27 protein-coding genes and 1 riboswitch are annotated in these 25,698 nt (G+C 62.9%); of the genes, 9 read left to right on the plus strand and 18 right to left on the minus strand.

Translation table 11 applies throughout. The annotated features are described in order from the left end of the window. Positions 1 to 57: 57 nt before the first annotated feature. From gcvP to MNR02_RS07985, 5 genes are all read right to left on the minus strand, one after another. Complete coding sequence (gcvP, locus tag MNR02_RS07965; RefSeq protein WP_241948736.1) at positions 58 to 2,919, minus strand: aminomethyl-transferring glycine dehydrogenase; 2,862 nt, start codon at positions 2,917 to 2,919, stop codon at positions 58 to 60. Continuing rightward, the gene (gcvH, locus tag MNR02_RS07970; protein WP_241599154.1) at positions 2,919 to 3,281 is read right to left on the minus strand and encodes a glycine cleavage system protein GcvH; all 363 of its coding nucleotides are present in this window, start codon (positions 3,279 to 3,281) and stop codon (positions 2,919 to 2,921) included. The genes gcvP and gcvH overlap by 1 nt, the downstream gene beginning before the upstream one ends. Before the next feature lie 37 nt (positions 3,282 to 3,318). After that, positions 3,319 to 4,392: a glycine cleavage system aminomethyltransferase GcvT gene (gene gcvT / locus MNR02_RS07975; protein WP_371746741.1), complete on the minus strand. Its 1,074-nt coding sequence runs from the start codon at positions 4,390 to 4,392 to the stop codon at positions 3,319 to 3,321. Between the two features lie 218 nt (positions 4,393 to 4,610). Continuing rightward, a riboswitch (glycine riboswitch) is annotated at positions 4,611 to 4,713 on the minus strand. A 169-nt stretch (positions 4,714 to 4,882) separates the two neighbouring features. Further along, positions 4,883 to 5,116 carry a DUF2171 domain-containing protein gene (locus tag MNR02_RS07980; RefSeq protein WP_241948738.1) on the minus strand — a complete coding sequence of 78 codons (234 nt, stop codon included), beginning with the start codon at positions 5,114 to 5,116 and terminating at the stop codon, positions 4,883 to 4,885. A 75-nt stretch (positions 5,117 to 5,191) separates the two neighbouring features. Then, the gene (locus MNR02_RS07985) at positions 5,192 to 5,686 is read right to left on the minus strand and encodes a peptide deformylase (RefSeq protein ID WP_241948739.1); all 495 of its coding nucleotides are present in this window, start codon (positions 5,684 to 5,686) and stop codon (positions 5,192 to 5,194) included. A 302-nt stretch (positions 5,687 to 5,988) separates the two neighbouring features. Between MNR02_RS07985 and mgtE the strand changes: the two genes are divergently transcribed. Continuing rightward, positions 5,989 to 7,419 (plus strand): magnesium transporter, encoded by a 1,431-nt coding sequence (gene mgtE / locus MNR02_RS07990; protein WP_241948740.1) that lies wholly within the window; start codon positions 5,989 to 5,991, stop codon positions 7,417 to 7,419. A gap of 86 nt (positions 7,420 to 7,505) precedes the next feature. Next, a complete protein-coding gene (locus MNR02_RS07995) occupies positions 7,506 to 7,892 on the plus strand; it encodes a MerR family DNA-binding transcriptional regulator (RefSeq protein ID WP_134650764.1) in 387 nt (128 codons plus the stop codon). 52 nt (positions 7,893 to 7,944) lie between these two features. Here MNR02_RS07995 and MNR02_RS08000 read toward each other — a convergent pair whose 3' ends face one another. The 3 genes from MNR02_RS08000 to MNR02_RS08010 form a co-directional block, all read right to left on the minus strand. Continuing rightward, positions 7,945 to 8,418, minus strand: a complete 474-nt coding sequence (locus MNR02_RS08000; protein WP_241948741.1) for an isoprenylcysteine carboxylmethyltransferase family protein — start codon at positions 8,416 to 8,418, stop codon at positions 7,945 to 7,947. A gap of 4 nt (positions 8,419 to 8,422) precedes the next feature. Beyond that, positions 8,423 to 9,442, minus strand: a complete 1,020-nt coding sequence (locus MNR02_RS08005) for a heparan-alpha-glucosaminide N-acetyltransferase (protein WP_241948742.1) — start codon at positions 9,440 to 9,442, stop codon at positions 8,423 to 8,425. A gap of 101 nt (positions 9,443 to 9,543) precedes the next feature. After that, positions 9,544 to 10,233 (minus strand): DUF599 domain-containing protein, encoded by a 690-nt coding sequence (locus MNR02_RS08010; RefSeq protein WP_241948743.1) that lies wholly within the window; start codon positions 10,231 to 10,233, stop codon positions 9,544 to 9,546. 562 nt (positions 10,234 to 10,795) lie between these two features. Here MNR02_RS08010 and MNR02_RS08015 point away from each other — a divergent pair. The 3 genes from MNR02_RS08015 (at position 10,796) to MNR02_RS08025 (ending at position 13,826) form a co-directional block, all read left to right on the plus strand. Continuing rightward, on the plus strand, positions 10,796 to 12,196 hold the full coding sequence (locus tag MNR02_RS08015) for an L-serine ammonia-lyase (protein ID WP_241948744.1): 1,401 nt from the start codon (positions 10,796 to 10,798) through the stop codon (positions 12,194 to 12,196). A 73-nt stretch (positions 12,197 to 12,269) separates the two neighbouring features. Beyond that, positions 12,270 to 12,707 (plus strand): DUF1489 family protein, encoded by a 438-nt coding sequence (locus tag MNR02_RS08020; protein ID WP_241948745.1) that lies wholly within the window; start codon positions 12,270 to 12,272, stop codon positions 12,705 to 12,707. 60 nt (positions 12,708 to 12,767) lie between these two features. Further along, positions 12,768 to 13,826 (plus strand): alpha/beta fold hydrolase, encoded by a 1,059-nt coding sequence (locus tag MNR02_RS08025; RefSeq protein ID WP_241948746.1) that lies wholly within the window; start codon positions 12,768 to 12,770, stop codon positions 13,824 to 13,826. On the opposite strand, the gene MNR02_RS08030 is transcribed toward MNR02_RS08025, so the two are convergent. From MNR02_RS08030 to MNR02_RS08060, 7 genes are all read right to left on the minus strand, one after another. After that, entirely contained in the window at positions 13,798 to 14,829 is a 1,032-nt protein-coding gene (locus MNR02_RS08030; protein ID WP_241948843.1) for an AraC family transcriptional regulator, read from the minus strand. The genes MNR02_RS08025 and MNR02_RS08030 overlap by 29 nt on opposite strands. 59 nt (positions 14,830 to 14,888) lie before the next feature. Beyond that, on the minus strand, positions 14,889 to 15,161 hold the full coding sequence (locus MNR02_RS08035) for a hypothetical protein (protein WP_134650758.1): 273 nt from the start codon (positions 15,159 to 15,161) through the stop codon (positions 14,889 to 14,891). Positions 15,162 to 15,320: 159 nt separating this feature from the next. Next, entirely contained in the window at positions 15,321 to 16,787 is a 1,467-nt protein-coding gene (locus tag MNR02_RS08040) for a D-alanyl-D-alanine carboxypeptidase (RefSeq protein WP_241948747.1), read from the minus strand. Positions 16,788 to 16,892: 105 nt separating this feature from the next. Next, positions 16,893 to 17,654 carry a hypothetical protein gene (locus MNR02_RS08045; protein ID WP_241948748.1) on the minus strand — a complete coding sequence of 254 codons (762 nt, stop codon included), beginning with the start codon at positions 17,652 to 17,654 and terminating at the stop codon, positions 16,893 to 16,895. Positions 17,655 to 17,890: 236 nt separating this feature from the next. Beyond that, positions 17,891 to 18,490: a transglutaminase-like cysteine peptidase gene (locus tag MNR02_RS08050; RefSeq protein ID WP_241599190.1), complete on the minus strand. Its 600-nt coding sequence runs from the start codon at positions 18,488 to 18,490 to the stop codon at positions 17,891 to 17,893. A 479-nt stretch (positions 18,491 to 18,969) separates the two neighbouring features. Continuing rightward, on the minus strand, positions 18,970 to 19,581 hold the full coding sequence (locus tag MNR02_RS08055; RefSeq protein ID WP_241948749.1) for a PilZ domain-containing protein: 612 nt from the start codon (positions 19,579 to 19,581) through the stop codon (positions 18,970 to 18,972). A gap of 149 nt (positions 19,582 to 19,730) precedes the next feature. After that, positions 19,731 to 20,360: a PAS domain-containing protein gene (locus tag MNR02_RS08060; protein ID WP_241948750.1), complete on the minus strand. Its 630-nt coding sequence runs from the start codon at positions 20,358 to 20,360 to the stop codon at positions 19,731 to 19,733. A gap of 292 nt (positions 20,361 to 20,652) precedes the next feature. Between MNR02_RS08060 and MNR02_RS08065 the strand changes: the two genes are divergently transcribed. Continuing rightward, complete coding sequence (locus MNR02_RS08065; RefSeq protein WP_241948751.1) at positions 20,653 to 21,393, plus strand: rhomboid family intramembrane serine protease; 741 nt, start codon at positions 20,653 to 20,655, stop codon at positions 21,391 to 21,393. A gap of 188 nt (positions 21,394 to 21,581) precedes the next feature. Then, complete coding sequence (locus MNR02_RS08070; RefSeq protein ID WP_241599212.1) at positions 21,582 to 22,010, plus strand: CBS domain-containing protein; 429 nt, start codon at positions 21,582 to 21,584, stop codon at positions 22,008 to 22,010. A gap of 105 nt (positions 22,011 to 22,115) precedes the next feature. On the opposite strand, the gene MNR02_RS08075 is transcribed toward MNR02_RS08070, so the two are convergent. The 3 genes from MNR02_RS08075 to folE all read right to left on the minus strand — a co-directional run bounded on the left by MNR02_RS08075 (position 22,116) and on the right by folE (position 24,531). Beyond that, on the minus strand, positions 22,116 to 23,081 hold the full coding sequence (locus MNR02_RS08075) for a patatin-like phospholipase family protein (protein WP_241599214.1): 966 nt from the start codon (positions 23,079 to 23,081) through the stop codon (positions 22,116 to 22,118). A 349-nt stretch (positions 23,082 to 23,430) separates the two neighbouring features. Next, positions 23,431 to 23,883 (minus strand): phosphoribosyl-AMP cyclohydrolase, encoded by a 453-nt coding sequence (gene hisI, locus MNR02_RS08080; protein ID WP_241599226.1) that lies wholly within the window; start codon positions 23,881 to 23,883, stop codon positions 23,431 to 23,433. 36 nt (positions 23,884 to 23,919) lie between these two features. Beyond that, on the minus strand, positions 23,920 to 24,531 hold the full coding sequence (gene folE / locus MNR02_RS08085; RefSeq protein ID WP_241948752.1) for a GTP cyclohydrolase I FolE: 612 nt from the start codon (positions 24,529 to 24,531) through the stop codon (positions 23,920 to 23,922). A 344-nt stretch (positions 24,532 to 24,875) separates the two neighbouring features. Between folE and MNR02_RS08090 the strand changes: the two genes are divergently transcribed. Next, positions 24,876 to 25,322, plus strand: a complete 447-nt coding sequence (locus MNR02_RS08090; protein WP_241948753.1) for an iron-sulfur cluster assembly scaffold protein — start codon at positions 24,876 to 24,878, stop codon at positions 25,320 to 25,322. 6 nt (positions 25,323 to 25,328) lie between these two features. Continuing rightward, positions 25,329 to 25,697, plus strand: coding sequence for a membrane protein insertion efficiency factor YidD (gene yidD / locus MNR02_RS08095; RefSeq protein ID WP_241948754.1), 369 nt, complete (start codon positions 25,329 to 25,331; stop codon positions 25,695 to 25,697). Position 25,698: the final 1 nt, after the last annotated feature.

Below are 25,698 nucleotides of genomic sequence, written 5' to 3' on the forward strand. Positions count from 1 at the left end.
CCGAAATGGAAAAACCCCGGCCGATCGATCGGCCGGGGTTCGAATGCTTGTCGCAGTCTATTCCGCCGCGTCCGCGTAGTCCTCCAGCGGCGGGCAGGAGCATACGAGGTTGCGGTCGCCATAAACGTTGTCGACACGGTTGACCGGTGACCAGTACTTGTCGACGCGGAAGGCGCCCGGTGGATAGCAGGCCTGCTCGCGCGAATAGGGGCGATCCCATTCGCCGACGAGGTCTTCCACCGTGTGCGGCGCGTTCTTCAGCGGGTTGTTGGCCCGGTCCATCCGGCCCTCCTCGATGGCGCGAGCCTCCTCGCGGATTGCCAGCATCGCATCGCAGAAACGGTCGATCTCCGCCTTGGTCTCCGATTCTGTCGGTTCGATCATCAGCGTGCCTGCGACCGGCCAGCTCATGGTCGGTGCGTGGAAGCCGCAGTCGATCAGGCGCTTTGCGATGTCGTCGACGGTCACGCCGGCGCTGTCGACCAGGGGGCGCGTGTCGATGATGCATTCATGCGCCACACGGCCCTTGGCGGACTTGTAGAGCACATCATAGGCGCCCTTCAGGCGGGCGGCGATGTAGTTCGCATTGAGGATCGCGACCTTCGTCGCCTGCGTCAGGCCTGCTCCGCCCATCATGAGGCAGTAGCTCCAGGAGATCGGCAGGATGGAGGCCGAGCCGAAAGGCGCTGCCGAAACCGCGCCAGCCTCGCCCGTCAGCGGGCTTTCCGGAAGGTGGGGCGCCAGATGCGCCTTCACGCCGATCGGTCCCATGCCCGGGCCGCCGCCGCCATGCGGAATGCAGAAGGTCTTGTGCAGGTTGAGATGGGAAACGTCACCGCCGATATCGCCCGGGCGGGCAAGGCCCACCATGGCGTTCATGTTGGCGCCGTCGATATAGACCTGGCCGCCATGGCTGTGCACGATTTCGCAGATCTCGCGCACATTCTCCTCGAATACGCCATGCGTCGACGGGTAGGTGATCATGCAGCACGAGAGGTTTTCCGCGTACTGCTCTGCTTTCGCTCGGAAATCCTCCATGTCGATGTCGCCGTTCTCGGACACTTTCACGACGACGACCTTCATGCCGGCCATCTGGGCGGAAGCCGGGTTGGTGCCATGCGCGGAGGTCGGGATGAGGCAGACGTCGCGATGCGTGTCTCCATTGGCGAGGTGATAGGCGCGGATCGTCAGCAGTCCGGCATATTCGCCCTGCGCGCCGGAATTCGGCTGCATGGAGACGGCGTCATAGCCGGTGATATCGCAGAGCTTCTGCGACAGGTCTTCGATGAGATGCCGGTAGCCCTGCGCCTGGTCGGCCGGCACGAAGGGGTGGATCTCGGCGAATTCCGGCCATGTGATCGGCAGCATTTCCGCCGTCGCATTGAGCTTCATCGTGCAGGAGCCGAGCGGGATCATTGCCCGGTCGAGCGCGAGGTCGCGGTCGGACAGACGACGGATATAGCGCGTCATCTCGGTTTCTGCGCGGTTCATGTGGAAGATCGGATGCGTCAGGTATTCACTGGTGCGCAACAGATCGCCCGGCAGGCGGTAATCCGGCTCGAACTCCGAGACCTCGAAGTCGCCGCCGAAGGCACGCCAGACGGCCTCCAGCGTGACGGGGCGTGAGCGCTCGTCGAGGCTGATGCCGATGCGGTCGTTGCCGATCTTCCGCAGGTTCACCTCTTCCGCGACAGCGGTCTTGAGGATGATGCCCTGCAGCTTGCCGACATGGAAGGTTATCGTGTCAAAAAACACGTCCGGCTCGACCGTGAAGCCGAGTTTTTCGAGGCCCTTGGCGAGGCGCACTGTCTTCTGGTGAATGCTCTGGGCAATCGCCTTGAGGCCCTGCGGACCATGGAAGACAGCATACATCGAGGCCATGACGGCGAGCAGCACCTGCGCGGTGCAGATGTTCGATGTCGCCTTTTCGCGGCGGATATGCTGTTCGCGGGTCTGGAGGGAGAGGCGGTAGGCACGGTTGCCGCGTGCGTCGATGGAGACGCCGACGAGGCGGCCCGGCATGGAGCGCTTGTAGGCATCCTTGACGGCCATGTAGGCGGCATGCGGTCCACCATAGCCGACCGGCACGCCAAAGCGCTGGGTGCAGCCGATGGCGATGTCTGCATCCATGTCGCCGGGCGACTTGAGCAGCGCCAGTGCCAGTGGATCGGCCGCCATGATGGCGATGGCACCAGTCTGGTGCAGCCGCGCATTCAGGCCGGTGAAGTCGCGCACATGGCCATAGGTGCCGGGATACTGGAAGATCGCGCCAAAGACATCGACCGGATCGAGATCGGTGAAGGGGTCGCCGACGATGATCTGCCAGCCGAGCGGCTCGGAACGCGTCTTGAGCAGCGCGATCGTCTGCGGATGGCAGTTCTCGTCCACGAAGAAGGCGGTCGCCTTGGATTTCGCCACGCGCTGCGCCATCGCCATGGCTTCGGCCGCCGCCGTCGCCTCGTCGAGCAGCGAGGCATTCGCCACATCGAGGCCGGTCAGGTCGCAGACCATGGTCTGGTAGTTCAGGAGCGCCTCGAGGCGGCCCTGGCTGATTTCCGGCTGGTAGGGCGTATACGCGGTGTACCAGGCCGGGTTTTCCAGGATGTTGCGCTGGATGACCGGCGGCGTGATGGTGCCGTAATAGCCTTGGCCGATCAGCGAGACGAATTTCCTGTTGCGGTTGGCGGTCTCGCGCAGCTTGTCGAGCGCCTCGCGCTCGGTCATCGGCGCGCCCCATTCGAGCGCCTTCGTCTGGCGGATCGATTTGGGCACGGTGTCGTCGATCAGCGCATCGAGGCTGTCATAGCCGATCACCTTCAGCATCGCTTCCATCTCCGTCGGTGAGGGGCCGATGTGGCGACGGTTGGCGAAGTCGTAGGGCTGGTAATCGGTAAAGGCAAAATCCTTGGGAAGGTTCATCAGCCGACAAGCTCCTTGTAGGCGGCTTCGTCCATCAGGCTCTCGGCGTCGGCGGCATTGGCAAGCTTCAGCTTGAAGAACCAGCCGGCACCCTGTGGGTCGCTGTTGACGAGCGAGGGGTCGGCGGTGATCGCTTCGTTGATTTCGACGATCTCTCCATCGAGCGGACAATAGACGTCGGAAGCCGCCTTCACGGATTCGACTGTCGCCGCATCGCCGCCCTTGGAGAAAGTCGCGCCCACTTCCGGCAGTTCGACGAAGACGAGGTCGCCGAGCTGTTCGGCGGCATGCGTCGTGATGCCGACGGTGGCGACACCGTTCTCGATCTTCAGCCATTCATGTTCTTCGGTGAATTTCAGCATGTTTGTTCCTCTCTCGAATGGGGATGGTGTGCGCCGTTCAGCGCTTGAAGGTGTTCTTGACGAAGGGCATGGCGACAACGGTGACGGGCAGGAATTTGCCGCGCACGCCGGCATAGAGATGGGTTCCGGGCGCCGTTGCCTTGCCGGCGACGTATCCCATGGCGACCGGACCATCGATTGTGGGGCCGAAGCCGCCTGATGTGACGGTACCCACGATATCCTGCCCCTCCGGGTCGGTCGCAAGCACCGCGTCGGCGCGAACCGGTGCACGGCCCTCGGCGCGCAGGCCGACGCGGCGGCGCGCAGCGCCATTTTCGAGTTGGTCGAGAATGACACCGGCGCCCGGAAAGCCACCGGCACGCTCCCCGCCTGTGCGGCGGACCTTCTGTATCGCCCATTCCAGCCCGGCTTCGACGGGCGTCGTGACGGTGTCGATGTCGTTGCCGTAGAGGCACAGGCCGGCTTCGAGACGCAGTGAATCACGCGCACCGAGCCCGATGGGCAGCACGTCGGGATGATCGAGCAGGCGCCGACAAACGGTCTCGGCGAGATCGGCGGGAATGGAGATTTCGAAACCGTCTTCGCCGGTATAGCCCGAACGCGAGACGATGCAGTGGGCGTCGTGCAGGTCGCAGGCGCGCACGTCCATGAACCGCATGGCCGACACGTCGCCCCACAGTTCCGCCAGCACCGCCTCCGCATGCGGTCCCTGCAATGCGACCAGCGCGCGGTCGTCGTGCAGCGTGAGTTCGCAAATGTCGCCGATCTTCTCCTGCATATAGGCGAAGTCGGCGTCCTTGCAGGCGGCGTTGACGACCACGTAAAAGTGGTCGCCGCGGTTGGCGATCATCAGGTCGTCGCGGATGCCGCCTTCGTCATTGGTGAAGAGTGCATAGCGCTGGCGGCCTTCGGCAAGGCCGACAATATCGACCGGCACCAGCGTTTCCAGCGCGCGGGCCGCATCCGTATTATCGCCTGAGCGGGCGCGTACCGTGACCTGGCCCATATGGGACACGTCGAACAGGCCGGCCGCGGCGCGGGTGTGCAGATGTTCCTTCATCACGCCGGCGGGGTACTGTACCGGCATGTCATAGCCGGCAAACGGCACCATACGACCGCCGAGCGAAACGTTCAGCGCGTGAAGCGGGGTTTTCTTGAGTTCAGACGATCCGTCCAAAGGCGCCCTCCAGTCGTTGGGCGCCTGATCCTCCAGGCGCCGGCTCACAATTCAGGCGCAGCTGCGCCGTTCTCCTGAGCCCCCTCTGTCCCTTCGCCTGAGATTGTTATCCCTTCGGCGAGCGCTCACGCGCTTCTCTCCAGAGTTTCGACGGCACCTTGCTGGTCCTTTTGCCTGAGAGTTTCCGGGGCGGTTGCTCCTTCGGCACCGGCGCTACCCTTCATCGAGGCAGCCGGTTTCTCCCAGCGAGGTCGATCCCAGATAACGGCCTTGCCTGTGTTTTGGCAAGAGCGCCACGTCGCTGTCGAGCAATTTTTTGTCGTTGAGGGGAAGCGGCGGCAATGCGGGCGAGGATCGTTCCGTCATCCACATACGGAAAACCCGCCTTGCGGCGGGCTTCCCTGGTCTTTTGCGAGCTGCGTGGTCAGTTCATCGACGACCATTCGCGCTTCACATCCTCGGCGTCCTTGTTGAGATGCACATGGGAATCGACGTGATCGACCCAGTCGAGCGGAATGAGGTGGTGCTGGCCGTCGTCGGAATCGTTGCGGGTCAGCTTGATGCGGCTGTCGCCTTCCATATGGTCGACCGTGCCGACATGGCGGCCATCGGCAGCCTTGACTTCCATGTGTTCGCGAATCTGATTTGCAGTGACCATCGGTCTTCTCCTTTTCACGGGGATTGATAGAGCAGAAACGTGTTGCCCCGCGCGTGGTTCCGACCTTTTTGCGCTTTAGGCGCCGGTCTTCCTGAACTTCCTGACGATGCGCTCCCGCTTCAGCCGAGAGAGGCGGTCGATCCAGAAGATGCCGTCGAGCTGGTCGATCTCGTGCTGCAGGCACACGGCCAGAAGGCCATCCGCTTCCTCCTCATGGCTTCGGCCCTGGAGATCCTGCCAGGAAACGCGGATGCGGGCAGGGCGCTCCACCTCGTCGGTCACGCCGGGCATGGAGACGCTTCCCTCCGTGTGGCGCTGCATGCCCGGCGATGACCATGTTACCTGCGGGTTGACATAGACCCGTTGCGAGGCCGGGCCGTCGAGCTCGATGACCGTGAGGCGTTCGTAAATGCCGACATGGGCGGCGGTGATCCCGATGCCGGGTGCCGCGCGCATCGTGTCGGCAAGATCGCCGGCAAGTGTGGCCAGGCGGCTATCGAAGACTGTGACAGGCCGGCAGGCAATACGCAGGCCCGGATCAGGAAAACGAAGGATGGGCAGGATCGCCATGATTGCTCCGCTCGTGTGTTGCTGGCGCGTTCCTAGCGTGTTTGCGCCATGTGGGGAATGCGCGCCGCTCGCCGACGGCCGATGCGACGCGAATAGCGTTGATTTGCAACAGCTTGTTAAATTCTTTTGCCGCCCTACCATTTGCCTTGTTCGGCAATGGACCGGCCGGGCGCTTTGCTTTAGCACGATGGAAAGCAAGGCTCTTCCGACCGGGGCTTCGCGCCGAGCCCTGCCCAGCAATCCCAATCGTTCCCGCTTCGCCGAAGTGCCGCGCGGGACGAGCCGATACAAGGAGCGCCCCGATGGAAAACACCGGTGACGACGACCGTATCCGCGATGGGCAGGCCGAGCAGGCCAATTTTCCGGCCGAGGATATCTATGCCGAGGACGGCTCGATCCGCTCGGATTTCCTCATGCATGTCGGTGCGGCGATTGCCGACCGAGACCTCCTGTTCCTGCGCCGACATGTGCTGCGGCTGCATGAATCGGAACTGGGCGACCTTCTCGAGGCCATCCAGCCGGAGCAGCGTCACCAGCTCGTTTCGCTTCTGGGCGACGATTTCGACCTGTCCGCGCTGACGGAGGTCGATGAGGCGATCCGTCTCGACATCGTCGAGCACATGCCCAACGAGCAGATCGCCGCGGCCATCGGCGAGATGGATTCGGACGACGCCGTCTACATTCTGGAAGACCTCGACGAGGCCGATCAGGACGAAATCCTGTCCAAGCTGCCGTTTACCGAGCGCATCCGCCTGCGCCGCTCGCTGGATTACCCGGAGAGCACCGCGGGCCGGCGCATGCAGACGGAATTCGTCGCCGTGCCGCCGTTCTGGACAATCGGCCAGACCATCGATTACCTGCGCGAAGATGCCGACTTGCCGGAGAGCTTCTCGCAGATATTCGTCATCGATCCGACCTTCCGCCTGCTCGGCGCCATCGATCTCGACCGCATTCTGCGCACGGCGCGCAGCGCGAAGATCGAAACGGTCATGCGCGAGACGAACCACCCCATCCCTGCCGACATGGACCAGGAAGAGGCAGCACAGCTTTTCGAACAGTATGACCTTCTCTCCGCCGCCGTTGTGGACGAAAACGGCCGCCTTGTCGGCGTTCTGACCATCGACGACGTGGTGGACGTTATTCAGGAAGAGGCCGAGGAAGACCTCATGCGCCTCGGCGGTGTCGGCGACGAGGAGCTGTCGGATACCACCATCGACACTGTCCGGTCGCGCGCACCCTGGCTTCTGGTCAACCTGCTCACTGCCTTCCTTGCCGCTTCCGTCATTTCCATGTTCGAGGCGACCATCGAGGAGATTGTGGCACTTGCCGTGCTGATGCCGATCGTCGCCGGCATGGGTGGCAATGCGGCTTCCCAGACAATGACGGTCACGGTGCGGGCGCTCGCCACGCGCGACCTCGACATTCACAACGCCTGGCGCGTCGTGCGGCGTGAGGCGGGCGTCGGCGTCCTGCACGGCCTGGCGTTCGGACTTGCCATCGGCTCGGTCGCGGCCTTCTGGTTCCACGATCTGAATATCGGCGGCGTGATCGCCGCCGCCATGCTGATCAATATGTGCGCGGCCGCCCTTGCCGGTATCATGATCCCCATGCTTCTCGACCGCGCGGGTGCCGACCCCGCGGTCTCCTCAAGCGTCTTCGTGACCGCCGTTACCGACATTGTGGGCTTCCTCGCCTTTCTGGGGCTGGCGACCTGGTGGTTTGCCGTCCGCTAAGGGACGCGAAGGTGTTGGGAAGACGGAAAAATTGACTTATACGTAAAAGTCAATAGAATGCCGGTCCATAGAGGATCGGAGCAGGCGTGGACAAATACTATACCATAACCGAGTTGACGCGTGAATTCGGCGTCTCCACCCGGACCTTGCGCTTCTACGAGGACGAGGGGCTGATCAATCCCGAGCGTCGTGGTCGGACCCGTCTTTTCCGCCCCGCTGACCGCCGCCTCATTCAGGAAATCCTGCGCGGCCGGCGCATCGGCTTCACGATCGCCGAAATCCGCGACATCATTCGCGTCTACAAGGATCCGCCGGGCGAGATCGGGCAGCTCGAGTTGCTGATGACGAAGGTCAGCGAAAAGCGGGAAGAGCTGCGCCAGAAGCGGCGCGACATCGAGGAAACACTGGCCGAACTCGACAATGTCGAGGAAGCCTGTCTCACGCGCCTCGCCGAGATCGGCGTAGGCACGTAATCTTTGCCTTCACGACGACGATTATAAACCGGTCGCCGGCTTACCGCGCGGCTCAGATCCAGCGCGTCGTATGGTGGCAGTAGCGCTCGAAATCCACGCCGAAGCGGGAGAGCAGGTGCAGTTCCTCGCGCTTGATGGCGACGAGGCTGGTCAGGGCCGCGGCGGCCATGGCCGTCATGATGCACCAGGGATTGAGCATCGCAAGACCGATGCCGGCCGTCGCCAGCGTATAGCCGAGATAGATCGGATTGCGGGTGAATCGATAGGGGCCTGACGTCACGAGGTGGGTGGAGCAGCGGTTCGGCAGGATCGTCGTGTGGCAGTCGACCAGCGTGCGCATCGCCCAGACATCGAGAATGACTGCCGTGGCGATCAGCACGCCGCCGGCCGCCCGCGCGATCCAGATATTGGTTTCCGCCACCGACAGCGGGAAATAGGCCTGAAGCAGGAAGGCTGCCGCAATGGCCGCGCCATAGATGAAGGGCGGCCAGGGAAAGGCGAGCGGTTTCATGCGATAGGCATTCATGATCCTACTCCTTCAGGTCGGTCGTCGCCTCTGCAGCCGCCGTGCACTGCGATGACATGCGGGTGATCCGCTCGTCCGTCGCCACGTTGATCGCGCCCCGGTTGAGGTCGGCGAACAGGTTCTCATTTACAAGACTGTCCAGCGTGCAGCTGCAGAAGCTCTGGCAGAAGCCGGGGCTGCGCTCGCTTTCGCAGGTTTTCGTGCAACTCTTGGTATACGCTTCCATCGGATTCGCCGCAACAGGCGGAATGACGAGAAAGGCACCATAGACGAGCGCGATCAGCAGGGGCTGATGCACAAGGTAGATGGCGAGACTGTGGCGGCCGGCCTGCTCCAGAAGGGTTTTCCACCAGCGTTTTGTGGTGTGGCCGAAACCGGCAAGACGCGCGGGAAGCGCGCTTGCAACGAACAGTCTGGCGAGCGCGATGCCGAGCAGCACGGGCGCGATCCATGGCAGGAGCGGCACATAGTCGTTCGAGCGCGGAATATCGATCGAGAGCCCGACCCACCATAGCGCGGGATGGTCGAACAGCGGCGCGCGCAGGTAAAGCGGTGCGACCACGGCGGCCGCCGCCGCCAGCAGCGTCACGACGACCGGCAGCCGCACGAAGACAAGGCCGATCAGGCTCGCTGCCACGATGGCGTGCAGGATACCGAAGAAGATGAAGGTGTCCGGGAAGGCGAACCACGTCGCCACGCTGATGGCGGCTGCGGCAAGGGCGATTTTGCCAAGGCGGATGAAATACGGCCTCGGCCGGAACCCTCGGGCGTGGCCAAGTACCAGGCTGAAGCCGACCAGGAAGAGGAAGCTACCGGCAATGAGGCGCGCGAAGATGCGCCAGCCGCCCGTCGTTGCCGTTTCCGCGTCGATATAGCCGAAATAGCCGAGGTCCCAGGTGAAATGGTAGATCGCCATGGCGATCAGCGCGACGCCGCGCGCCTGGTCGATTAGTGGTATGCGCGGCAGCGGCCGGCTTGCCGTGCCTGTTTCCTGCGCATCTCCGTCAATCACCGTCGTCGTCATGGGTCGGGGTCGCCGCATTGCATGGATCCATTATAGAATGTCACGCCAAGCTTGCGCCGGGCGGATGGCCGAAAGGTGGCAAATCGGGAGATGACAAAGCCTCAGTCGAGACTTTCAAGGACAGCCAGGCGGGCTTCCGAATAGAACTGCCGGCGCACGAGCACGATGATGATGCCGATGGTCGTCGCGATGAAGAGGTAGGGGCTGACGAACCAGCCGAGATATCCGATTGACAGAAAAATCGCCCGAAGCCCCATGTTGAAGTGCTTGGCCGCGAGGATGTTCATGCGGATGACGCGGTCGGCGGCGAGATCGGCGCCGGCCGGATCCTTGTGGATCTCGCCGCTCATCGGAATGGCGCCCAGGAGGATGGTGCAGTAGTTGAACAGCCGGTAGGACCAGCCGAATTTGAAGAAGGCGTAACCGAAGATCACGGCGAGCCCGCCGACCTTCATCTCGAAGCCGGCCCGGCTGGCGCGGAACACGCCAGGCAGGTCGTTGAAGATCGCAAAGACCTGTTCGGTGGCACCGAGCAACGCAAAGCAGCTGCCGAGCGCCAGCAGCGACGTCGACGCGAAGAAGGCCGTGCCGTTCTGAAGCCCCGCCATGATCTGCGTATCGATCATGCGCAGGTCGCGCTGCATGGCGTTGCGGATCCAGCGCGCACGCTGCGAACTCATCGCGCGGGTGAGGCTTACGCGGTTGAACAGACGCTTTCGGTCGGTGATCGAGGAATACCCGATCCACAGGACGATGAAGATGGCGAGGGCGACGAGATCCGGGGTGTTCATGTTAAAGCGTTGTGCCACGGTTTTTGCATTTTGCAAGCGGCTGCGAAAGCCGCGTTTGCGCCGTTCAGACCTGGGGCGGGATTGAGGCGGATGCATAATGTGCCCCGTCGCACTCAAGCGTCTGATTTTGCGACAGGTCATGCGTCTGGCGCGGGTCTCTTATGCTCATCGCGCCTTGCTTTGGCCATCTTTGCCGATTGCGTCTTCATCAAATCTTCATTAAAAAGCACCCCGTCGGCGCCGATGACGGCTGCCGCTCGACATCTTCCACTTGGGGAAATCATGGAAAGTACCGTTCAGAAGTCCTGCTGGGGCATCACCGTCCGTGCAGTTCTCGGTTTTGGCATCATTCTGGTCATCGCCCATCTGTTTGGCGGCATCTGAAAAGACCGGGCCACAGCCCCTATATAAAGCAGCGCGCTCTTCCAAGACGCGCTGCTTTTGTTTTGGGGCATGTCGCACCCGTAAAACCCAATGTCGGGCGATCGCCATGAACGCAACGCGTGATAACGTAGCTTCGGCGGTCACAGCATAGCCTGCCGCGGCAAGGAGAAGTCCGGGAATGTTCCTTTCGGTTTTTGATGTCTTCAAGATCGGTATCGGTCCGTCGAGCTCCCACACGATGGGGCCGATGTCCGCGGCGAACCGTTTTCTGGATCTGCTTCTCTCCAGCGACTGGCCGCGCCCGTCCGGCGCGCAGGTCGCGGCTGTCCGCATGAGCCTGCACGGCTCGCTCGCCTATACCGGCGTCGGCCACGGTTCTGACCGCGCGGTCATTCTGGGGCTGATGGGCGAAAAGCCTGACACGGTCGATCCCGACCGTATGGATGCCATCGTGGAAGAGGTCGAGCGCACCGGCCGCGTGACTCCGCCCGGCCATCCCGGTTACGCTTTCCAGCCGAAGACCGACCTGGTCTTCGACAAGAAGAACCCGCTACCGGGCCACGCCAACGGCATGACCTTTTCAGCCTATGACCGCGACGACCGGCTGCTTCTCAAGCGGGTCTATTATTCCGTTGGCGGCGGCTTCGTCGTGACGGATACGGAACTGGAGCAGATGCGCGCCAGCAAGGCGCGCTCCAGCGACAGGAAGGTGCCGTTCCCCTTCGCGTCCGCAAAGCAAATGCTCGAAATGGCTGAACGCGCCAACATGACGATCGCGCAGATGAAACGCGCGAACGAGGAAACCGCGATGTCGCGCGAGGAGCTGAATGCCGGCCTCGACCGCATCTGGGAGGCGATGAAGAACTGCATCGACCGCGGCTTGAAGAACGAGGGTATCATGCCGGGCGGGCTCAAGGTCCGCCGTCGCGCGCGCTCGATCCATGACAAGCTGCAGGAGGAGTGGCGCTCCAACAAGGTGAACCCGCTTCTGGCCAATGACTGGCTGTCCGTCTACGCCATGGCCGTCAACGAGGAGAACGCCGCCGGCGGCCGCGTCGTCACCTCGCCGACGAACGGTGCTGCCGGCGTCGTGCCAGCCACCATCCGCTATTACCTGCATTTCCATGAGGATGCCGATCAGGACGGCATTCGCGATTATCTGCTGACGGCCGCCGCCATCGGCGGCATCATCAAGCACAATGCCTCGATCTCGGGCGCCGAAGTCGGCTGTCAGGGCGAGGTGGGCTCCGCGTCCGCCATGGCCGCCGCAGGCCTCGCCGCCGTCATGGGCGGCACGCCCGAGCAGGTCGAGAATGCCGCGGAGATCGCGCTCGAGCATCATCTGGGCATGACCTGCGATCCGATTGGCGGCCTTGTGCAGGTGCCGTGCATCGAGCGCAACGCGCTTGGTGCTGTCAAGGCCGTGACGGCCGCATCGCTCGCCATCAAGGGCGACGGTACGCATTTCGTGCCGCTCGACGCCTGTATCGAGACGATGCGCCAGACCGGCGTCGACATGAACGAGAAGTACAAGGAAACCTCGACCGGCGGTCTTGCCGTCAATGTCGTGGAGTGCTGAGCCTCCACCTTTGCCTGTGGAATGCGACACGGCGGCCCCTTGACCCGGCCGCCGCAAGGGCGTTCAAGACATCATGGCGCTTCATCTCATAAAACTCTGTGTCGGTGCCGATACGATCGACGACCTGCGCGAATGGGTGTCCGAACGCTCGCTGATCGCGATGGCGGCGGGCATGGAGGCTCATTCCAGCCACATAACCCGCATGATCCCAAAGCGGGACCAGGAGCTGCTCGACGGCGGCTCGCTCTACTGGGTCATCAAGGGACAGGTCCAGGCGCGCCAGCGCCTCCTCGACATCAAGACCTTCACCGATGTCGACGGTATCTCGCGCTGTGAGCTGGTGCTGGGTTCCGAAGTGATCGAGACCGAGTTTCAGCCGCGCCGCGCCTTTCAGGGCTGGCGCTACCTGACCGCCGAAGACGCCCCGCGCGATCTCGGGAACATGGGCGAAGGCACCGCCGACCTGCCGATGGAGCTGCGGCGCGAACTCGCCGAACTCGGCCTCCTCTGAAATCGCCGAACCGCACGTCCTCGATCGCGTTTCAGGTCTCGGCAGCCGGCGCGTTGCGGCATGACGATCCCGTTCAACAACGAGGATATCATGCTCAAGACGCTTCTTTTGACGGCCGCATTGTTTTCGGCCGCGACGACAGCCTCTCATGCCGGCGCGACCGGCTTCCGTGAGATCGCGGTGCCCGGCACCGACCGACCACTTTCCGCCGTGCTCTGGTATCCGACCAACGATGACGGGAAGGGAGAATCTGTCGGCGAAAATGTCGTCTTTCTCGGCACGTCGGCCGTTCGTAATGCTGCACTGGACGGCAAGCGCCATCCTCTGGTCGTGCTGTCGCACGGTTATCGCGGAAACTGGCGCAATCTCGGCTGGCTCGCGGGCGAACTGGCTGCGCGCGGCTACGTCGTCGCCGCGGTAGACCATCCCGGCACCACGACCTTCGATCATAGCTCCGCGCAGGCTGCGCGGCTTTCCGAGCGTCCGCACGATCTCAGCCGTCTTATCGACGCGCTGGTGGCCGACAGGGAGGTCGGTGCCGGCATCGATACCGGGCGCATCGCAGCCATCGGTCATTCGCTGGGTGGCTGGACGGTGATGGCGCTTGCCGGCGCTCGTGTCGATACGGAACGCTTCGCCGCAGACTGCAAGGTGAACACGAGCCCGCGCGCCTGCGAACTCTCGGGTGAGCTTGGCCTTGATCCAACGAGTGCGGAGCGTGACCGGATCGAAGGCGATCTTCACGATCCGCGCATCAGCGCTGTCGTGTCCCTCGATCTCGGCCTCGCACGCAGCTTCACGCCGGAAAGTCTTGCGGCGCTTCATTCTCCCGTCCTCGTCATTGCCGCGGGCATCGATATCGGTGACATGCCGGCCGATCTTGAATCGGGCACACTGGCCCGTGGCCTGCCCAAGGCCAGCAGCGACTATGTTCTCATTCCCGACGCCATGCATTTCAGTTTCCTGCAGATCTGCAAGCCGGGTGCTGCGGCGCCGATTGAAGCCGACACGCCGGGAGACGGTATCGTCTGCGAGGATCACGGAAAAAGAACGCGGGCGGAAATCCACAGCGAGGTGACGGACCGCGTCGTCAGTTTTCTCGGGAAGGCCCTGCCGTGACGGAGCGGCGATAATCCGACGGCGTGAGGCCGGTAGCTTTCAGGAATTCGCGATTGAAGTTGGACTTCGTCTGGAAACCGGCCTCAAACATGACCGAGGTGACGGGCATGTCCGTCTCCGCCAGAAGCCGCCTGGCCTCTTCGAGCCGGTAGACATTGATGAACTGCGAAACGTTGCATCCCTGTTGCCGGTTGACGGCGCTGGAAATCTGGCGTGCGGGGATGCCCGCGCGCCGTGCGAGCCTGATGAGGGTGAGGTCGGGATCGCGAAACAGCATCCTCTCGCGCACTACCCGGTCGACCGCCGCGACGATGCGCCCGTCGTCCTCGTTCGCCGCCCTGGCCGGTTCGGCCCCTGCGGCTTCGGGGGCGTCTTCGCCAGGCACGCTGCCGCCGATCACCGCGACGGCGTAAGCCAGAACCGGCAGCAGAAGGATGTTGCCAATGGTGACGATGGCTGCGGCGTGGCCGCCGCTGAAGAGGCCGAAGTCGACCGCGATCGAAAGGTCCACGACTGCGGATACGATCAGCATGGCACCGGCGGCGAGCGTCGCCATCCGTGCTGCGGGCGCGTCGCTCAGCCGCGTTGCGGCAAAGCCATCCGGTCCGCTGCGCGCAAGCCGAAGCAGCGCGATGCCATAGCCGACATAGAGACCGGCAAGAACGAGATCGAGAGGCGACTGCCAGACGCGCCAGCCCGCGGAGAGCGCGAAGACGACTGCGACCGGCAGGAAATGCCGCCACCGGGCCGCGCGAAGCGGGGACCGGCTTCGCGTGAAGCAAAGCCAGGCGATCGGCGGCGGCATCGCGGCGAGAACCGGCTGGAGGAAGCGCACGACCGGCAGGTCCACTGTCCATCGCAGACCGACCGCGACGGCGACGATCATGCAGGCCGTCACGAAGCCGATGGCCGGGCGCAACCCCGTTTCGCGCGTGAGCACGAGCCGCATCAGAAGAACGGCAAGCAGAAGCGCGATGACGAAGGGAAGGGGAATGGCAGGCATAGTCTGCACGGAGATTTCGGCCCGCCTCTAGGGTGGACCGAGGGGTGGGACGCCAAGGATCAGCGAAGCCGCAGGCGCACCGGATGACGTCGCTCGTTGACGCCGACATGCAGGTGGATGCCGGCGGAGGGCTGGCCGGAGCGCCAGGCCCGCGCACCATGCGCCAGCAGCATCCCGACCAGGTCCTTCGTCTTGTTGCGGGAACGGCCGAGCCCGATATCCGCGATCCGCATCGCTGCCTCGTGCAGCGGGTGGAGCGTGCCCTTCAGCGGCCGGCGCTTTCCGTCACGCGCTGCGGAGGGGACATCGAAGAGGTTTTCGTTCATCGCCATGATCTGCCTCGTACGCAATACCTATCGAGGATGGCCGGGCCGGTACGCGGCTTCGACCTGCCTTCATCCGCAGCCACCGGTACGCAATACCTGTCCGGGGCTGGTGCGGCATGAATGCTTTATTCGTGGGTCGCATCGCGGGGATGCGGCCCCTGTTCGTTACTGTTGGCTTGCCCAGCAGGCGAAGCCCTTCCTTTTCAAGGCCTTGCAGGCGGCTGCCGCACGGTCCTGATTGTCGAAGCCGCCGAAGCGTGCGCGGTAGAGCTGTGCGCTGCCGCTGTTGACGGCCACCGTGAACGGGGTTGCAGCAGAGAGTGCGCGACCGCCCTGGTCCTTGGCCTTCGCCAGAAGCTTCTGGGCCTGGTCCTGGTCCGGCGTGGCGCCGATCTGGATGACCCAGCCTGCGGGCAGCGCCTGCGTCGCCTTGGCGACGGCCGAGGTCGTCAGCTGGTCGACGCCGCCGCCCTGTTCGGTCAGGTCTTCAGGCGGCAACACGGCGTCGCGCTGGACCTTCAACGTGGCAGCCAGTGCGCGCTTTCCGACGACTTCAGCACTGCTCTCCGTCGTGGCGGCATAGGCCGTCTCGATGCGGCTTTCCTGGTAGCGGTATGACGGCACGGGGCCGTTTTCCGGCAGATCCAGGCCACCCGCGACGGACGCCGTTGCAGCGGTGGAGGCCACTTCCGCGGTCAGTGTCGGCGCGGCCTTGGTCTGGGCGATCAGCTCGCCATTGCCGCGACGGGAGGCCTGCGGCATGTAGGTGGCGATGAGCTTACGCATCTGCTGGTCGCGGGCAGCGCCCGAACGGCCACCGATCACCACGCCGACGACGCTGCGGCCGTCGGCCTGAGCGGACGTGACGAGGTTGTAGCCGGAAGCGCGGGTATAGCCGGTCTTGATGCCGTCGACGCCACGCACGCTGCCGAGCAGGCGGTTATGGCCATTGATGGTCTGCTTTCCGAAGCGAAAGCTGCGGACCGAGAAATAGTCGTAATACTGCGGGAAGTGCTGACGCAGTGCGATGCCGAGGCGTGCCTGGTCGCGGGCGGTGGTCACCTGCGCCGAATTCGGAAGGCCGTTGGCATTGCGGTAGACGGTCCGCGTCATGCCGAGCGCGCGAGCCTTCTGTGTCATCATGCGTGCGAAGCGCTCTTCCGAACCGCCCAGCATCTCGGCCAGTGCCGTGGAGGCATCGTTGGCGGAGCGGGTGATGAGGCCGAGCATGGCCTGTTCGACCGTGATGGAGTTGCCGACGCCGACGCCGAGCTTGGTCGGCGGCTCGCTTGCGGCGTTCTTGGAGAACGGAACGCGGGTGTTAAGCTTGATCTTGCCGGCTTCGAGGGCTTCGAAGGTCAGGTACAGCGTCATCATCTTGGTGAGAGACGCGGGAAAGCGCAGTTCGTCCGCGCTGTCGCTGTAGAGCACCTTGCCCGTCTTGGCGTCGATGACGATGCCGGCATATTTCGGATTGGCCTGAGCGGGCGTAGCGACGGTCGCAGTGGCGGCGACTATTCCGACCATCACCAGACTTTTCGCCGCATTGGCAATTGCCTGGACAGAGCGAGGCAGAAAATCGAGGAACACGGTAGGGGACACTAGGCTACTCTTCATTCTCGGATTGCACATGTGGCCCGGATGGGAGGTTTCCGGACGACTGATCCCGGCACAGTAGCGGCACAGCGTTACCAATCGGTTTATGATGAATCATTGGTTGCTGATGCCTGTACTTTTTTATCGGGCTTTGGCGGTGGTGGTGACGCGACCGTCCTCGACGAGGGCGCGGCCGAGATAATCGCGCATGCGGGCCTCGATGGCCTGCCACTGCGGCAAAAGTCTGCTCGAGAAGCGATAAAGCACAGAAAGATCGCGGCCGATGTGGATATCGCGCTGGCAATCGGCGCTGGTCGACTGCTTTTCGTCCGTCGGCATCATGCAGCGCACCGCGTAGTCCGCGCCGTCGGGCAGGGTGCCTGTAAAGAAAACCTCGTCGCCGTAGGCGGAATCGCCCTTGAGGCGGCGCAGCAGGAGGCCGGCGGGGCCTGGCTCCGCGCGCTCATCGAAAAGCTGGCTGTAGATCGGGCCGAGCCGCCCCGACATGTCCTTCGACATCGTGCTTTGCGACAGGTTGAGGAAGACCAGACCTTCCGGCCGGCTGGCATCGTTGAAACGAAGCCGCTCAGTATTCGAATAACCGGCCATTTCCGGCCAGGTCAGGTAAAGGTCTATCCGCTCGGCGCGGCCGATCCTGCGCTGTTCCTCGAAGCGGATGGTGTTCGCGGGCAGGCGAACGTGGTCTTGGCCGACGATGATATCAAGGACTTCGGTGTTTTCGGTGTGGCCAGCCAGTGCGATGCGTTCGCCCATCAGGCGACCGCCCAGGCTGATCGCGACCGTCAGTGCCGCAAGCGCTGCAACGCCGATGGTAAGGCGCGTCAGCAGGCGATTGGAAATCAGCGGCGCATGCGTTTCCTCGCCGGTCGTTGCCGCAGCCATCTTTCCCTCGCGATTCATCGGGTCGAACCTTCCGGGAGCGTCTGCGAACAGGGTTAATTTTTGGTTGATGGCGTTTACTCTGGTCGTGAAAAGAAAGCGGCCGGTTCCGGGGACAACGGAACCGGCCGCAGGGCCATGGTCGTGACGGGGATTGGGGGACGGACCGGGCCCTTTCCTGCGCCCGGCAGAATTGCCAAGCTTGTTATCATGCCGTGCCGTTTCCGGCGCCGGCGGCGTTACTTGACGCTACCGACAGCCTCGGCGCGGCCGTCCTGCAGCTTGACCCACTTGCCGGCATGGACCGACGACTGGCGCTTGAGGAAGCGGTATTCGGTTTCGGACCAGAGCATGACCTTGTTGCGCATGTTGTCGAGCACGAAGTCGCCGCGGTCGGTACGCACGGTCAGTACCGCATGGCCTTCGCCGTTTGGCTGGAGAACGACGGTGATGAGCAGGTTGGAGGGCGCGATGCCGGCTTCCATCAGGCGCTTGCGCTTGATCAGCACATAGTCTTCGCAATCCGCCGCAGCTTCAGGATAGGCCCACCGCTCTTCGACACCATAGATCTCCATGTCGGTCATCGGCACGAATTCGGTGTTGGCCGTGTAGTTGACGTTGAGGATCGTCTTCCAGTTCTCCGGCGTCAGCTTCAGCGGGCCGGCGTCCCTGCCGGTCGGGCCGCATTCATTGCTGTACTGCTTGCAGAACTCGTAATGGCCGATCGGCTGGTTGGTGGCGCCGGCCAGCGGAATGTTGGCCGGCAAGGCCAGTGCGACCTGCGCAGCGGCCAGCGAGAAGAGGAATGCAAATGTCCCTGTCTTGAGTGTTCTTGTCATTGTGTCGTCCCCGTTTGATGGGGTCACAATGACAGGCATGTTTTGATCTTGCGCGAAAACTCGAAGTATAAGTTAGTTCAAATCAAGATTGCATAAGTATAAAATGAAAACAAAATTTGAGCTTTGTTTTATCTGTATTTGAGGCGAATTTGATTAAAATTGTAACGAATCCGGCGCTCGCCGGCTTCCGGCTATTCCGCAATAATTATCTGATTTCATTCGAATTTTCCGGGCTGTTTTCAACGGAAATGGTTCGGCAAGCCGGTCATTACGCCATCCGATGGGTCACTTCATGCCAGGCTTCGGCCGCCGGATTTTCACTCGCGGCCGTGGTGCGCGGCGTCGACTTGCACTTTGCGCCGACATCCGCCCAAAATTTTTTTGCGTTTTTTCTTGTGAAGAGGTGCATCGTTCTGAAACAGAAAAGGGCCCGATGGGCCCTTTTTCGTACAGTCTATGTCGTGTGGTGTCGCGGAATGCTACAGGAACGACGTGAGCGCTTCCTTCGATTGCACCGAGGAAAACTCGATGGCGACGCCCTCCTGGAAGTGACGGACCACACGGCCCTTCATGCTGCCGAGCTGCACCGGCGTGCCGAGGGCAGGGCGCACTTCGATATCCACCGCAGCGCCCGACAGCGACAGGTCGATGATCCGGCAGGGGTAGCGCCGGCCATCGTCGAGGGTCAGTTCCGTGCGGGTGTTGCGTGGCGTCAGGCGATCATGGCGCCGGTCTTCCGGCAGGCCGAGCTCGTGCTTGTTGGCGATCCAGGTCAGCTGTGCCGCCAGTTTCTCGCGCTTCCTGTCGGTTGCGGTCAGCTGGATGGCAAAGCCGCTGTCGTTGAGCAGTGCGACATTGCCTTCGATGCGGCCGAGATGATCGATATAGGCGATGATGCGCTCGCCCATGCGCGGTCGTGCCGCGCATGTAAAATGCGCGTCGCCCGGCGACATGTCGAGCACCGTGCATTCATACTCGTCGTGATTGGCGGTCATCAGCCGGCCGGACAGGTTGACCGAGACGCGCTGGAAGTTGCGCTGGTCGCTCTGGGGCTGCCGGGCGGCAGGCGATGCCTGTTGGAAAGAGTACATGAGCGCGGGTGCCTGATGATCCTATCTCTTTCCAACGTTTAATCTTTCTGGGTTAACAGAAGGTTTGCCGCGCCCCGGAAATCTCGTATTCGTTAGGTGTTTCGACAACTTATGGGCGTCTCAGGTTGTATTGCCCGCGCAGCCCTTCATCACTCTGTCTTGCGCCCGCCTTCGAAGATGCGCAGATGCATGACGCGGCTCATCGCCTGGCCGATCCCGGCTGGCCGCATCGTCATGATCGATGTCGGCACGGGAATCGACGGGCGCGGGGCGGCGAGCGTGTCTGTGCGGTCGGGTTCGATGACCGTGAGCGTATCGATCGTCGCGTAGCGAAAGGCCGAAAGCGGCTGGCGCTGGCCGGGCAGGGGCGCGAAGGCGCCGATGATCCGGTCGGCCGTCCTGCCCTGGGTGGCGAGCGGCAGCAGAACGATCTCGGCCTGCGTTGTCTCCAGCGCACCGTCGACGAGCTGGATGCGCAGGATGGCGGGAGCGGTCTGGGCCATGACATTCTCGGCGATCCGGGCGACGCGGTCGCGCAGGTCCGGCGCGAAGAGCCGGTCGAAGCCGGTGCCTTTCAGTTCGCGGGCGAACTGCGCGCAGATGCGCGTTCCCGCAAGCCGGAACAGCGGGGCCTGCGCCTCGGCATGCTCCAGGATGAAGACGTCGGGCAGGATGCCGGCGATATCGGCCGGTTCGATTGCGCTGCGCAGGGGCAAGGCCTGCCGGCCGCGCTGGCGCGTCCAGTAATCGTAGAGTGTTGTCGCGGCCTTGGTCTGCATGCACGTCATCCAATCAGTTCTGTCCCGTTCCGGATCGGATTCCGGGGCTGACGGGGCGTCTGAGGTGAGAGGAGCGAGTTTCGTGCCACCGCGCGATTAAGGTTAATAAATGGTTTCGATTGCGCGGCCGGCCGGCTTCGGGGAAAGTCCGGACATCCCTCTACGAGGGGTGGTTTAAGTGCACATCTTTCAAGCCCCGGGGATTGGGGGCGCGGGCCGTCGGCGAAAGCTGCACGGCCTTTCTTTTATCTGTATAAGCGCGATTCCCTTTGTATGAGTTGGTGGTTCGGCAATGCGTGACGACGGCGTTGAAATGCGTGATGAGGAGAATGGCGTGCGCAGGCACGAGCCCGCCTTCAACCTTCCCGGAAGTCTCGTCTTCGTGCTCGGCCTGCTGACGCTCATCCACGCCGTGCGCACCTATGTGCTGTCGGTGCCCGCCGACGAGAGCGTGCTGCTGCGCTTCGCCTTCATTCCTGCGCGCTACGCCGTTCCGCTGGCCGATCAGGACCTGAGCTGGCTGTGGAGCCCGATCACCTATTCGTTGCTGCACGGCAGCTGGGAGCATCTGCTGTTCAACGGCTTCTGGATGGTCGCCTTCGGCGCGCCGGTCGTACGGCGTATCGGCGTGGTGCGCTTTTTCATGTTCTGGTGCCTCTCCGCCGTGGCGGCGGTCGCCTTTCACACGGCGCTGCATTGGGGCGAGATGATCCTCGTCGTCGGTGCTTCCGGTGTCGTGTCCGGCCTGATGGGGGCCGCGGCGCGTTTCGTCTTCTCGCCGAGCGGCCGCATCAGCCGGCAGTTCGCCCATCTCAACAGGCGCCTTTCGATCCCTGAGGCGCTGTCGAACCGTTCGGTGCTCGTCTTCTCGGGCATCTGGTTCCTCACCAATTTCCTTGTCGGCGTCGGTCAGGTCTTCGGCTCGGTCGGCGGCGGGGCCATTGCCTGGGAAGCTCATATCGGCGGCTTCCTTTTCGGGTTCCTGTTCTTCCCGATCTTCGACCGGCTGGACGGCGAGGATCGGCGGGATTGATGCGGCCGCATTCGCGGTCTTGCATTCGCCGTTTTCGTGGCGCACCATAAGACAGTTCCGGTTCGCACATGCAGACCGGAAGGGACTGGCACACGCACGGAGGAAAGCGATGCCTGTCTGACCATACTGGCAGGGCATTCCTGCACGGGTGCCCCGCCTCTCTGTCATGACGCACACGGGAGGTACGCATGTATGTAAAGTCGATACTGGACGAAAAAGGCCGCAACGTCGTGACCGGCGGTCCGCAGCTCACCGTCAGGCAGGCTGCCGTCTACCTTCATGAAAATCACATTGGTGCCATCGTCATCGTGGATCGGAACGACCGCATCGCCGGCATTCTGACCGAGCGCGACATCGTGGCCGCCGTGGCTCGGAACGGGGCGGAATGCCTGGAAAAGCCGATTTCCTCCATCATGTGGGGTAACGTTCACCGCTGCGGTGAGGCGCAATCCGTCGAAGACATCATGGAAATGATGAGCAAGTTGCGCGCGCGACATATCCCTGTCGAAAAGGACGGGCGGCTGGTCGGCATCATCTCCATCGGCGACGTGGTGAAAGCCCATATGCGCGCGATCAAGCACGAGGCCGAGGCGATCAAGGCCTATATCGCGAGCTGACCCGCTCGCGAACCGGTCGCGGCCCTTGAGACGATTTCGGGCGGAACGATCCTAGCCGTTCCGCCCGCCTTTATCCTCTTGAGCTTTCTCGCGTAACGCATGGCTTCACCGCACCGCGAGCGCCACCTCCTGCATGCGCTGGATTTCGGCAATGCGCGCCTTGGCTTCCTGGTAGCCCCGGTCGATGGCTTCGCCGGCCCGGTGAAATTCCGAAAGGCCGATATCGGAAAGCTTGGGATGCAGTGCAAGATCCGGAGGGTCGCCGGCAAGGCGCGCGCGGGAAATGCGGTCCTGAATGATGTTGAACGATTGTACCATCACGCCGGTCAGGCCGAGCCGCGCGGCGCTGTCCTCCTGCCTGTTTTCGTCGATCTTCTGTTGGCTTGCGCTGTGCTTGATCACCGCCGAGCGGCCATAGAGATCGTAGTTGAGATTGACCGCAACGACGAGCGGCTCCTCATAGGCGCGGCAGACCGAGACGGGGACGGGATTGACGAGGGCGCCATCGACCAGCGTGCGGTTGTTGCATTTGATCGGTTCGAAAATGCCGGGCAGGGCGTAGGACGCGCGCAGGGCGGTTATCAGCGAGCCGCCGTTGATCCACACCTCATGGCCGCTATTGACCTCCGTCGCCACCGCGACGAAGGGACGGTCGAGATCTTCGATCGCGAGGTTTTCGAGATGTTCCTGCATGCGCTTGGTCAGCCGCATGCCGCCGAACAGGCCGGAGCCGCGAATGGTGAAATCCAGCAGGCTGGCGATACGGCGCATGGTGAGCGAGCGTGCGAAACTTTCAAGCTCATCGAGCTTGCCGGCGAGGTAGCAGCCGCCGACTAGGGCGCCGATCGAGGTGCCGGCGATCATGCCCACTTCAATGCCTTCTTCTTCCAGCGCCCGCAGGACGCCGATATGGGCCCAGCCACGTGCAGCACCGCCGCCGAGCGCGAGTGCGATCTTGGACTTGCGCGGCGGGGTCGGTGCGGGCATGGGCGGGAGCGTGTCGAGGGAGGGGCCGCCGGGATTGGATGCGTCCGATGGCATCAGGCTGCGGTTGAAACTCCAGTTCAGCATTCCGGACCTCCATTCCCTATAGGAATTCGCGGTGAGGCAAACGGTTCCGCCGCTTCGACACCTGCAACAACAGGATATAGGGCAGGATAAGAGCGATGCGTATCGCGGGGAACTTTCAACGTGAAAAAAAGATGCGAATGCGCGATTTTAAGGGGGCTTGCCTGGCGCCGCAGGGATGCCGCCGTCCACGGAGTGGCGCTTAAGACCGGTCTTGACGCAAGAGTGCGATGCGCTTCCATCTCATGATCCGCATGGCGGGGGCAAAAGCCGCCATGTGATCCATTAGGCAGTTCGAACGGTTTCCAATTGGTGAATCCGTCCCGAAGCTGAACGAAAATCGCGCAGATGCTTAATTTTTGCTGTAGACGGCAGCCGGGTCGAACTGCGGTTCACCGCCGGTGATGGTCAGCACAGCGCCGTCCGGGCCGTTCGAGACCGTGCGGTAGAAGCAGGAGCGGCGGCCGGTGTGGCAGGTGGCATCATGGCCGGCTACCGACACTTTCAGCCACACGGCGTCCTGATCGCAATCCGTGCGCAGTTCCACCACCGTCTGGAGATTGCCCGAGGTCTCGCCCTTCTTCCAGAGCGCGTTGCGCGAGCGGCTCCAGTAGTGGGCGATGCCGGTTTCGATGGTCAACGCCAGCGCCTGGGCGTTCATGTGCGCCACCATCAGCAGCTCACCGTCCTTCGCATCCGTCACCACGGCGGTGACAAGCCCGCTTTCGTCGAAACGCGGTGTAAACGCGGCTCCGGTCTCGAGTTCGGCCTTGTCTTTCGAGGGGGCGTCGAAGGTGATCGGCATGGCGGCGGCTCCGTCTCGCGAAGCCGGCCGTTTCGCCTAGCTTCGTATCATGGTCATGAACCGGACCTGTTCGGTCGGTTCGGTCTTGAAGGCACCGGTAAAGGTGGTGGTCAGCGTTGTCGAGCCCTGTTTCTGGATGCCTCGCATCGCCATGCACATATGCTCGGCTTCGATCATCACGGCCACGCCGCGCGGATTGAGCGTCTCGTCGATCGATCTGGCAATCTGCGCCGTCATGGTTTCCTGCGTCTGCAGGCGGCGGCCGTAGATTTCCACCACACGGGCGATCTTGGAGAGGCCAAGCACCCGGCCGTTCGGCAGATAGGCGACATGCGCCTTGCCGATGATCGGCACCATATGGTGTTCGCAATGCGAGAAGAACGGGATGTCGCGCACCAGCACCATGTCGTTGTAGCCGGCGACTTCTTCAAAGGTGCGGCCCAGCACGTCCTCTGCGGCGAGTTCGTAACCGGAGAAGAGTTCGCGATACGCCTTGGCCACGCGCTTGGGCGTGTCCAGCAGGCCTTCGCGTTCCGGGTCGTCACCGGCCCAGCGAAGCAGGACGCGAACGGCATCCTCCGCTTCTTTCTGGGAGGGGCGATCCGTCTGGTCTTCGGAGCGCGGAAAATTCGTTACGATGGCGTCCATGGTCGTGGAGACCTTTCTGCAGGTTATCTGACGTGTATTCGGACTCGCCACTGGCCATTCGCCTAACCCTGCAGGCTTGGGTTCCGTTGGCGGGCTCCGGGGCTTTCAGGTCTTCGCTTAACAGTGCGCTGACCGTCCGGCACGGTTTCCCAAACAACAGGTGGTGTCCGCTTTCCGCCAATTCGCTTCTTGCAAAACACTCACCCCAATACGAGCTATCATATAGTATGGATCACTGGTCGCGAAAGAGGCGTGAGGCGACACGTCGTGCTTTTTTCCCGACCCGACCGGAATAATATCCCCGGATCATTGAAGATTTCGCAAAAAGTGCGAAAAGCAGGGTCATGATGGACGATATCTATAACAGCCGTATTCTCGAATTTGCCGGCAACATTCCGCGGATCGGAACGCTTGACGACGCGGATGCCGAGGCGGGCGCCCATTCCAAGCTCTGCGGCTCGCGCGTGAAGGTCTATCTCAAGCTCGACGGCGACCGCGTCAGTGATTTCGCGCATGAGGTGAAGGCCTGCGCGCTGGGACAGGCGTCGTCCTCCATCATGGCGCGCCATGTTATCGGCACGACCGTTGAGGACATTCGCCGGGCGCGCGAGGACATGCTTGCCATGCTGAAGGCGGACGGCGACGGCCCGAGCGGACGTTTCGAGGAAATGCGCTTCCTCAAGCCCGTCAAGGACTACAAGGCACGTCACGCCTCTACCATGCTGACCTTCGATGCGGTGGTGGACGCCATCGGCCAGATCGAGGCGAAGCGGCTCGAAACGGCCGGGTGAGAGGCGATGTGCGATGGCCCGGAGTGCCGGCATGCCGCGCCGGCTTCTGTTTCCAGGGGCCGCAACTGGTCGGGACCGTTCCGCAAGACACCGGGCCGGCTTTTCGGCATGGGCCTTATCCGCTTCTACCAGCTGACGCTTTCCGGCTTCATCGGCAATTCCTGCCGGCATCTGCCGACCTGCTCGGAATACGGCTATGAGTCCATCGCACGCCACGGCCTGTGGCGGGGCGGTTTCATGACGCTGTTTCGCGTCGCGCGCTGCGGCCCGGGGGGCACGCACGGCTTCGATCCTGTGCCTGAGGCGCTGGAGCGCCGGTTCGCCTGGTGGGCGCCGTGGCGGCTTTGGCGCGTGTCGCGCGCCGGCAGGGGCTGAG

This window comes from Shinella sp. H4-D48 (assembly GCF_022637395.1).
In the GTDB taxonomy this organism is placed as follows: domain Bacteria; phylum Pseudomonadota; class Alphaproteobacteria; order Rhizobiales; family Rhizobiaceae; genus Shinella; species Shinella sedimenti.

Excerpts from the sequence above, each read along its gene's own strand:
- MNR02_RS08020 (WP_241948745.1), top strand. The coding sequence starts at position 12,270 with ATGGCGCTTCATCTCATAAAACTCTGTGTCGGTGCCGATACGATCGAC.
- MNR02_RS08040 (WP_241948747.1), bottom strand. The coding sequence starts at position 16,787 with ATGTGCAATCCGAGAATGAAGAGTAGCCTAGTGTCCCCTACCGTGTTC.
- gcvT (WP_371746741.1), bottom strand. The coding sequence starts at position 4,392 with ATGGTGCCGTTTGCCGGCTATGACATGCCGGTACAGTACCCCGCCGGC.
- folE (WP_241948752.1), bottom strand. The coding sequence starts at position 24,531 with ATGGACGCCATCGTAACGAATTTTCCGCGCTCCGAAGACCAGACGGAT.
- MNR02_RS08010 (WP_241948743.1), bottom strand. The coding sequence starts at position 10,233 with ATGAACACCCCGGATCTCGTCGCCCTCGCCATCTTCATCGTCCTGTGG.
- MNR02_RS08030 (WP_241948843.1), bottom strand. The coding sequence starts at position 14,829 with ATGCCTGCCATTCCCCTTCCCTTCGTCATCGCGCTTCTGCTTGCCGTT.
- MNR02_RS07985 (WP_241948739.1), bottom strand. The coding sequence starts at position 5,686 with ATGGCGATCCTGCCCATCCTTCGTTTTCCTGATCCGGGCCTGCGTATT.
- MNR02_RS08005 (WP_241948742.1), bottom strand. The coding sequence starts at position 9,442 with ATGACGACGACGGTGATTGACGGAGATGCGCAGGAAACAGGCACGGCA.
- hisI (WP_241599226.1), bottom strand. The coding sequence starts at position 23,883 with ATGCCGATCACCTTCGACGCCCCCTCGAAAGACAAGGCCGAACTCGAG.
- gcvH (WP_241599154.1), bottom strand. The coding sequence starts at position 3,281 with ATGCTGAAATTCACCGAAGAACATGAATGGCTGAAGATCGAGAACGGT.
- MNR02_RS08045 (WP_241948748.1), bottom strand. The coding sequence starts at position 17,654 with ATGGCTGCGGCAACGACCGGCGAGGAAACGCATGCGCCGCTGATTTCC.
- MNR02_RS08015 (WP_241948744.1), top strand. The coding sequence starts at position 10,796 with ATGTTCCTTTCGGTTTTTGATGTCTTCAAGATCGGTATCGGTCCGTCG.
- MNR02_RS08000 (WP_241948741.1), bottom strand. The coding sequence starts at position 8,418 with ATGAATGCCTATCGCATGAAACCGCTCGCCTTTCCCTGGCCGCCCTTC.
- MNR02_RS08075 (WP_241599214.1), bottom strand. The coding sequence starts at position 23,081 with ATGCTGAACTGGAGTTTCAACCGCAGCCTGATGCCATCGGACGCATCC.
- yidD (WP_241948754.1), top strand. The coding sequence starts at position 25,329 with ATGTGCGATGGCCCGGAGTGCCGGCATGCCGCGCCGGCTTCTGTTTCC.
- MNR02_RS07980 (WP_241948738.1), bottom strand. The coding sequence starts at position 5,116 with ATGGTCACTGCAAATCAGATTCGCGAACACATGGAAGTCAAGGCTGCC.
- MNR02_RS08035 (WP_134650758.1), bottom strand. The coding sequence starts at position 15,161 with ATGGCGATGAACGAAAACCTCTTCGATGTCCCCTCCGCAGCGCGTGAC.
- MNR02_RS08055 (WP_241948749.1), bottom strand. The coding sequence starts at position 19,581 with ATGTACTCTTTCCAACAGGCATCGCCTGCCGCCCGGCAGCCCCAGAGC.
- MNR02_RS08070 (WP_241599212.1), top strand. The coding sequence starts at position 21,582 with ATGTATGTAAAGTCGATACTGGACGAAAAAGGCCGCAACGTCGTGACC.
- gcvP (WP_241948736.1), bottom strand. The coding sequence starts at position 2,919 with ATGAACCTTCCCAAGGATTTTGCCTTTACCGATTACCAGCCCTACGAC.
- MNR02_RS08090 (WP_241948753.1), top strand. The coding sequence starts at position 24,876 with ATGATGGACGATATCTATAACAGCCGTATTCTCGAATTTGCCGGCAAC.
- MNR02_RS08025 (WP_241948746.1), top strand. The coding sequence starts at position 12,768 with ATGACGATCCCGTTCAACAACGAGGATATCATGCTCAAGACGCTTCTT.
- mgtE (WP_241948740.1), top strand. The coding sequence starts at position 5,989 with ATGGAAAACACCGGTGACGACGACCGTATCCGCGATGGGCAGGCCGAG.
- MNR02_RS08060 (WP_241948750.1), bottom strand. The coding sequence starts at position 20,360 with ATGCAGACCAAGGCCGCGACAACACTCTACGATTACTGGACGCGCCAG.
- MNR02_RS08050 (WP_241599190.1), bottom strand. The coding sequence starts at position 18,490 with ATGACAAGAACACTCAAGACAGGGACATTTGCATTCCTCTTCTCGCTG.
- MNR02_RS08065 (WP_241948751.1), top strand. The coding sequence starts at position 20,653 with ATGCGTGACGACGGCGTTGAAATGCGTGATGAGGAGAATGGCGTGCGC.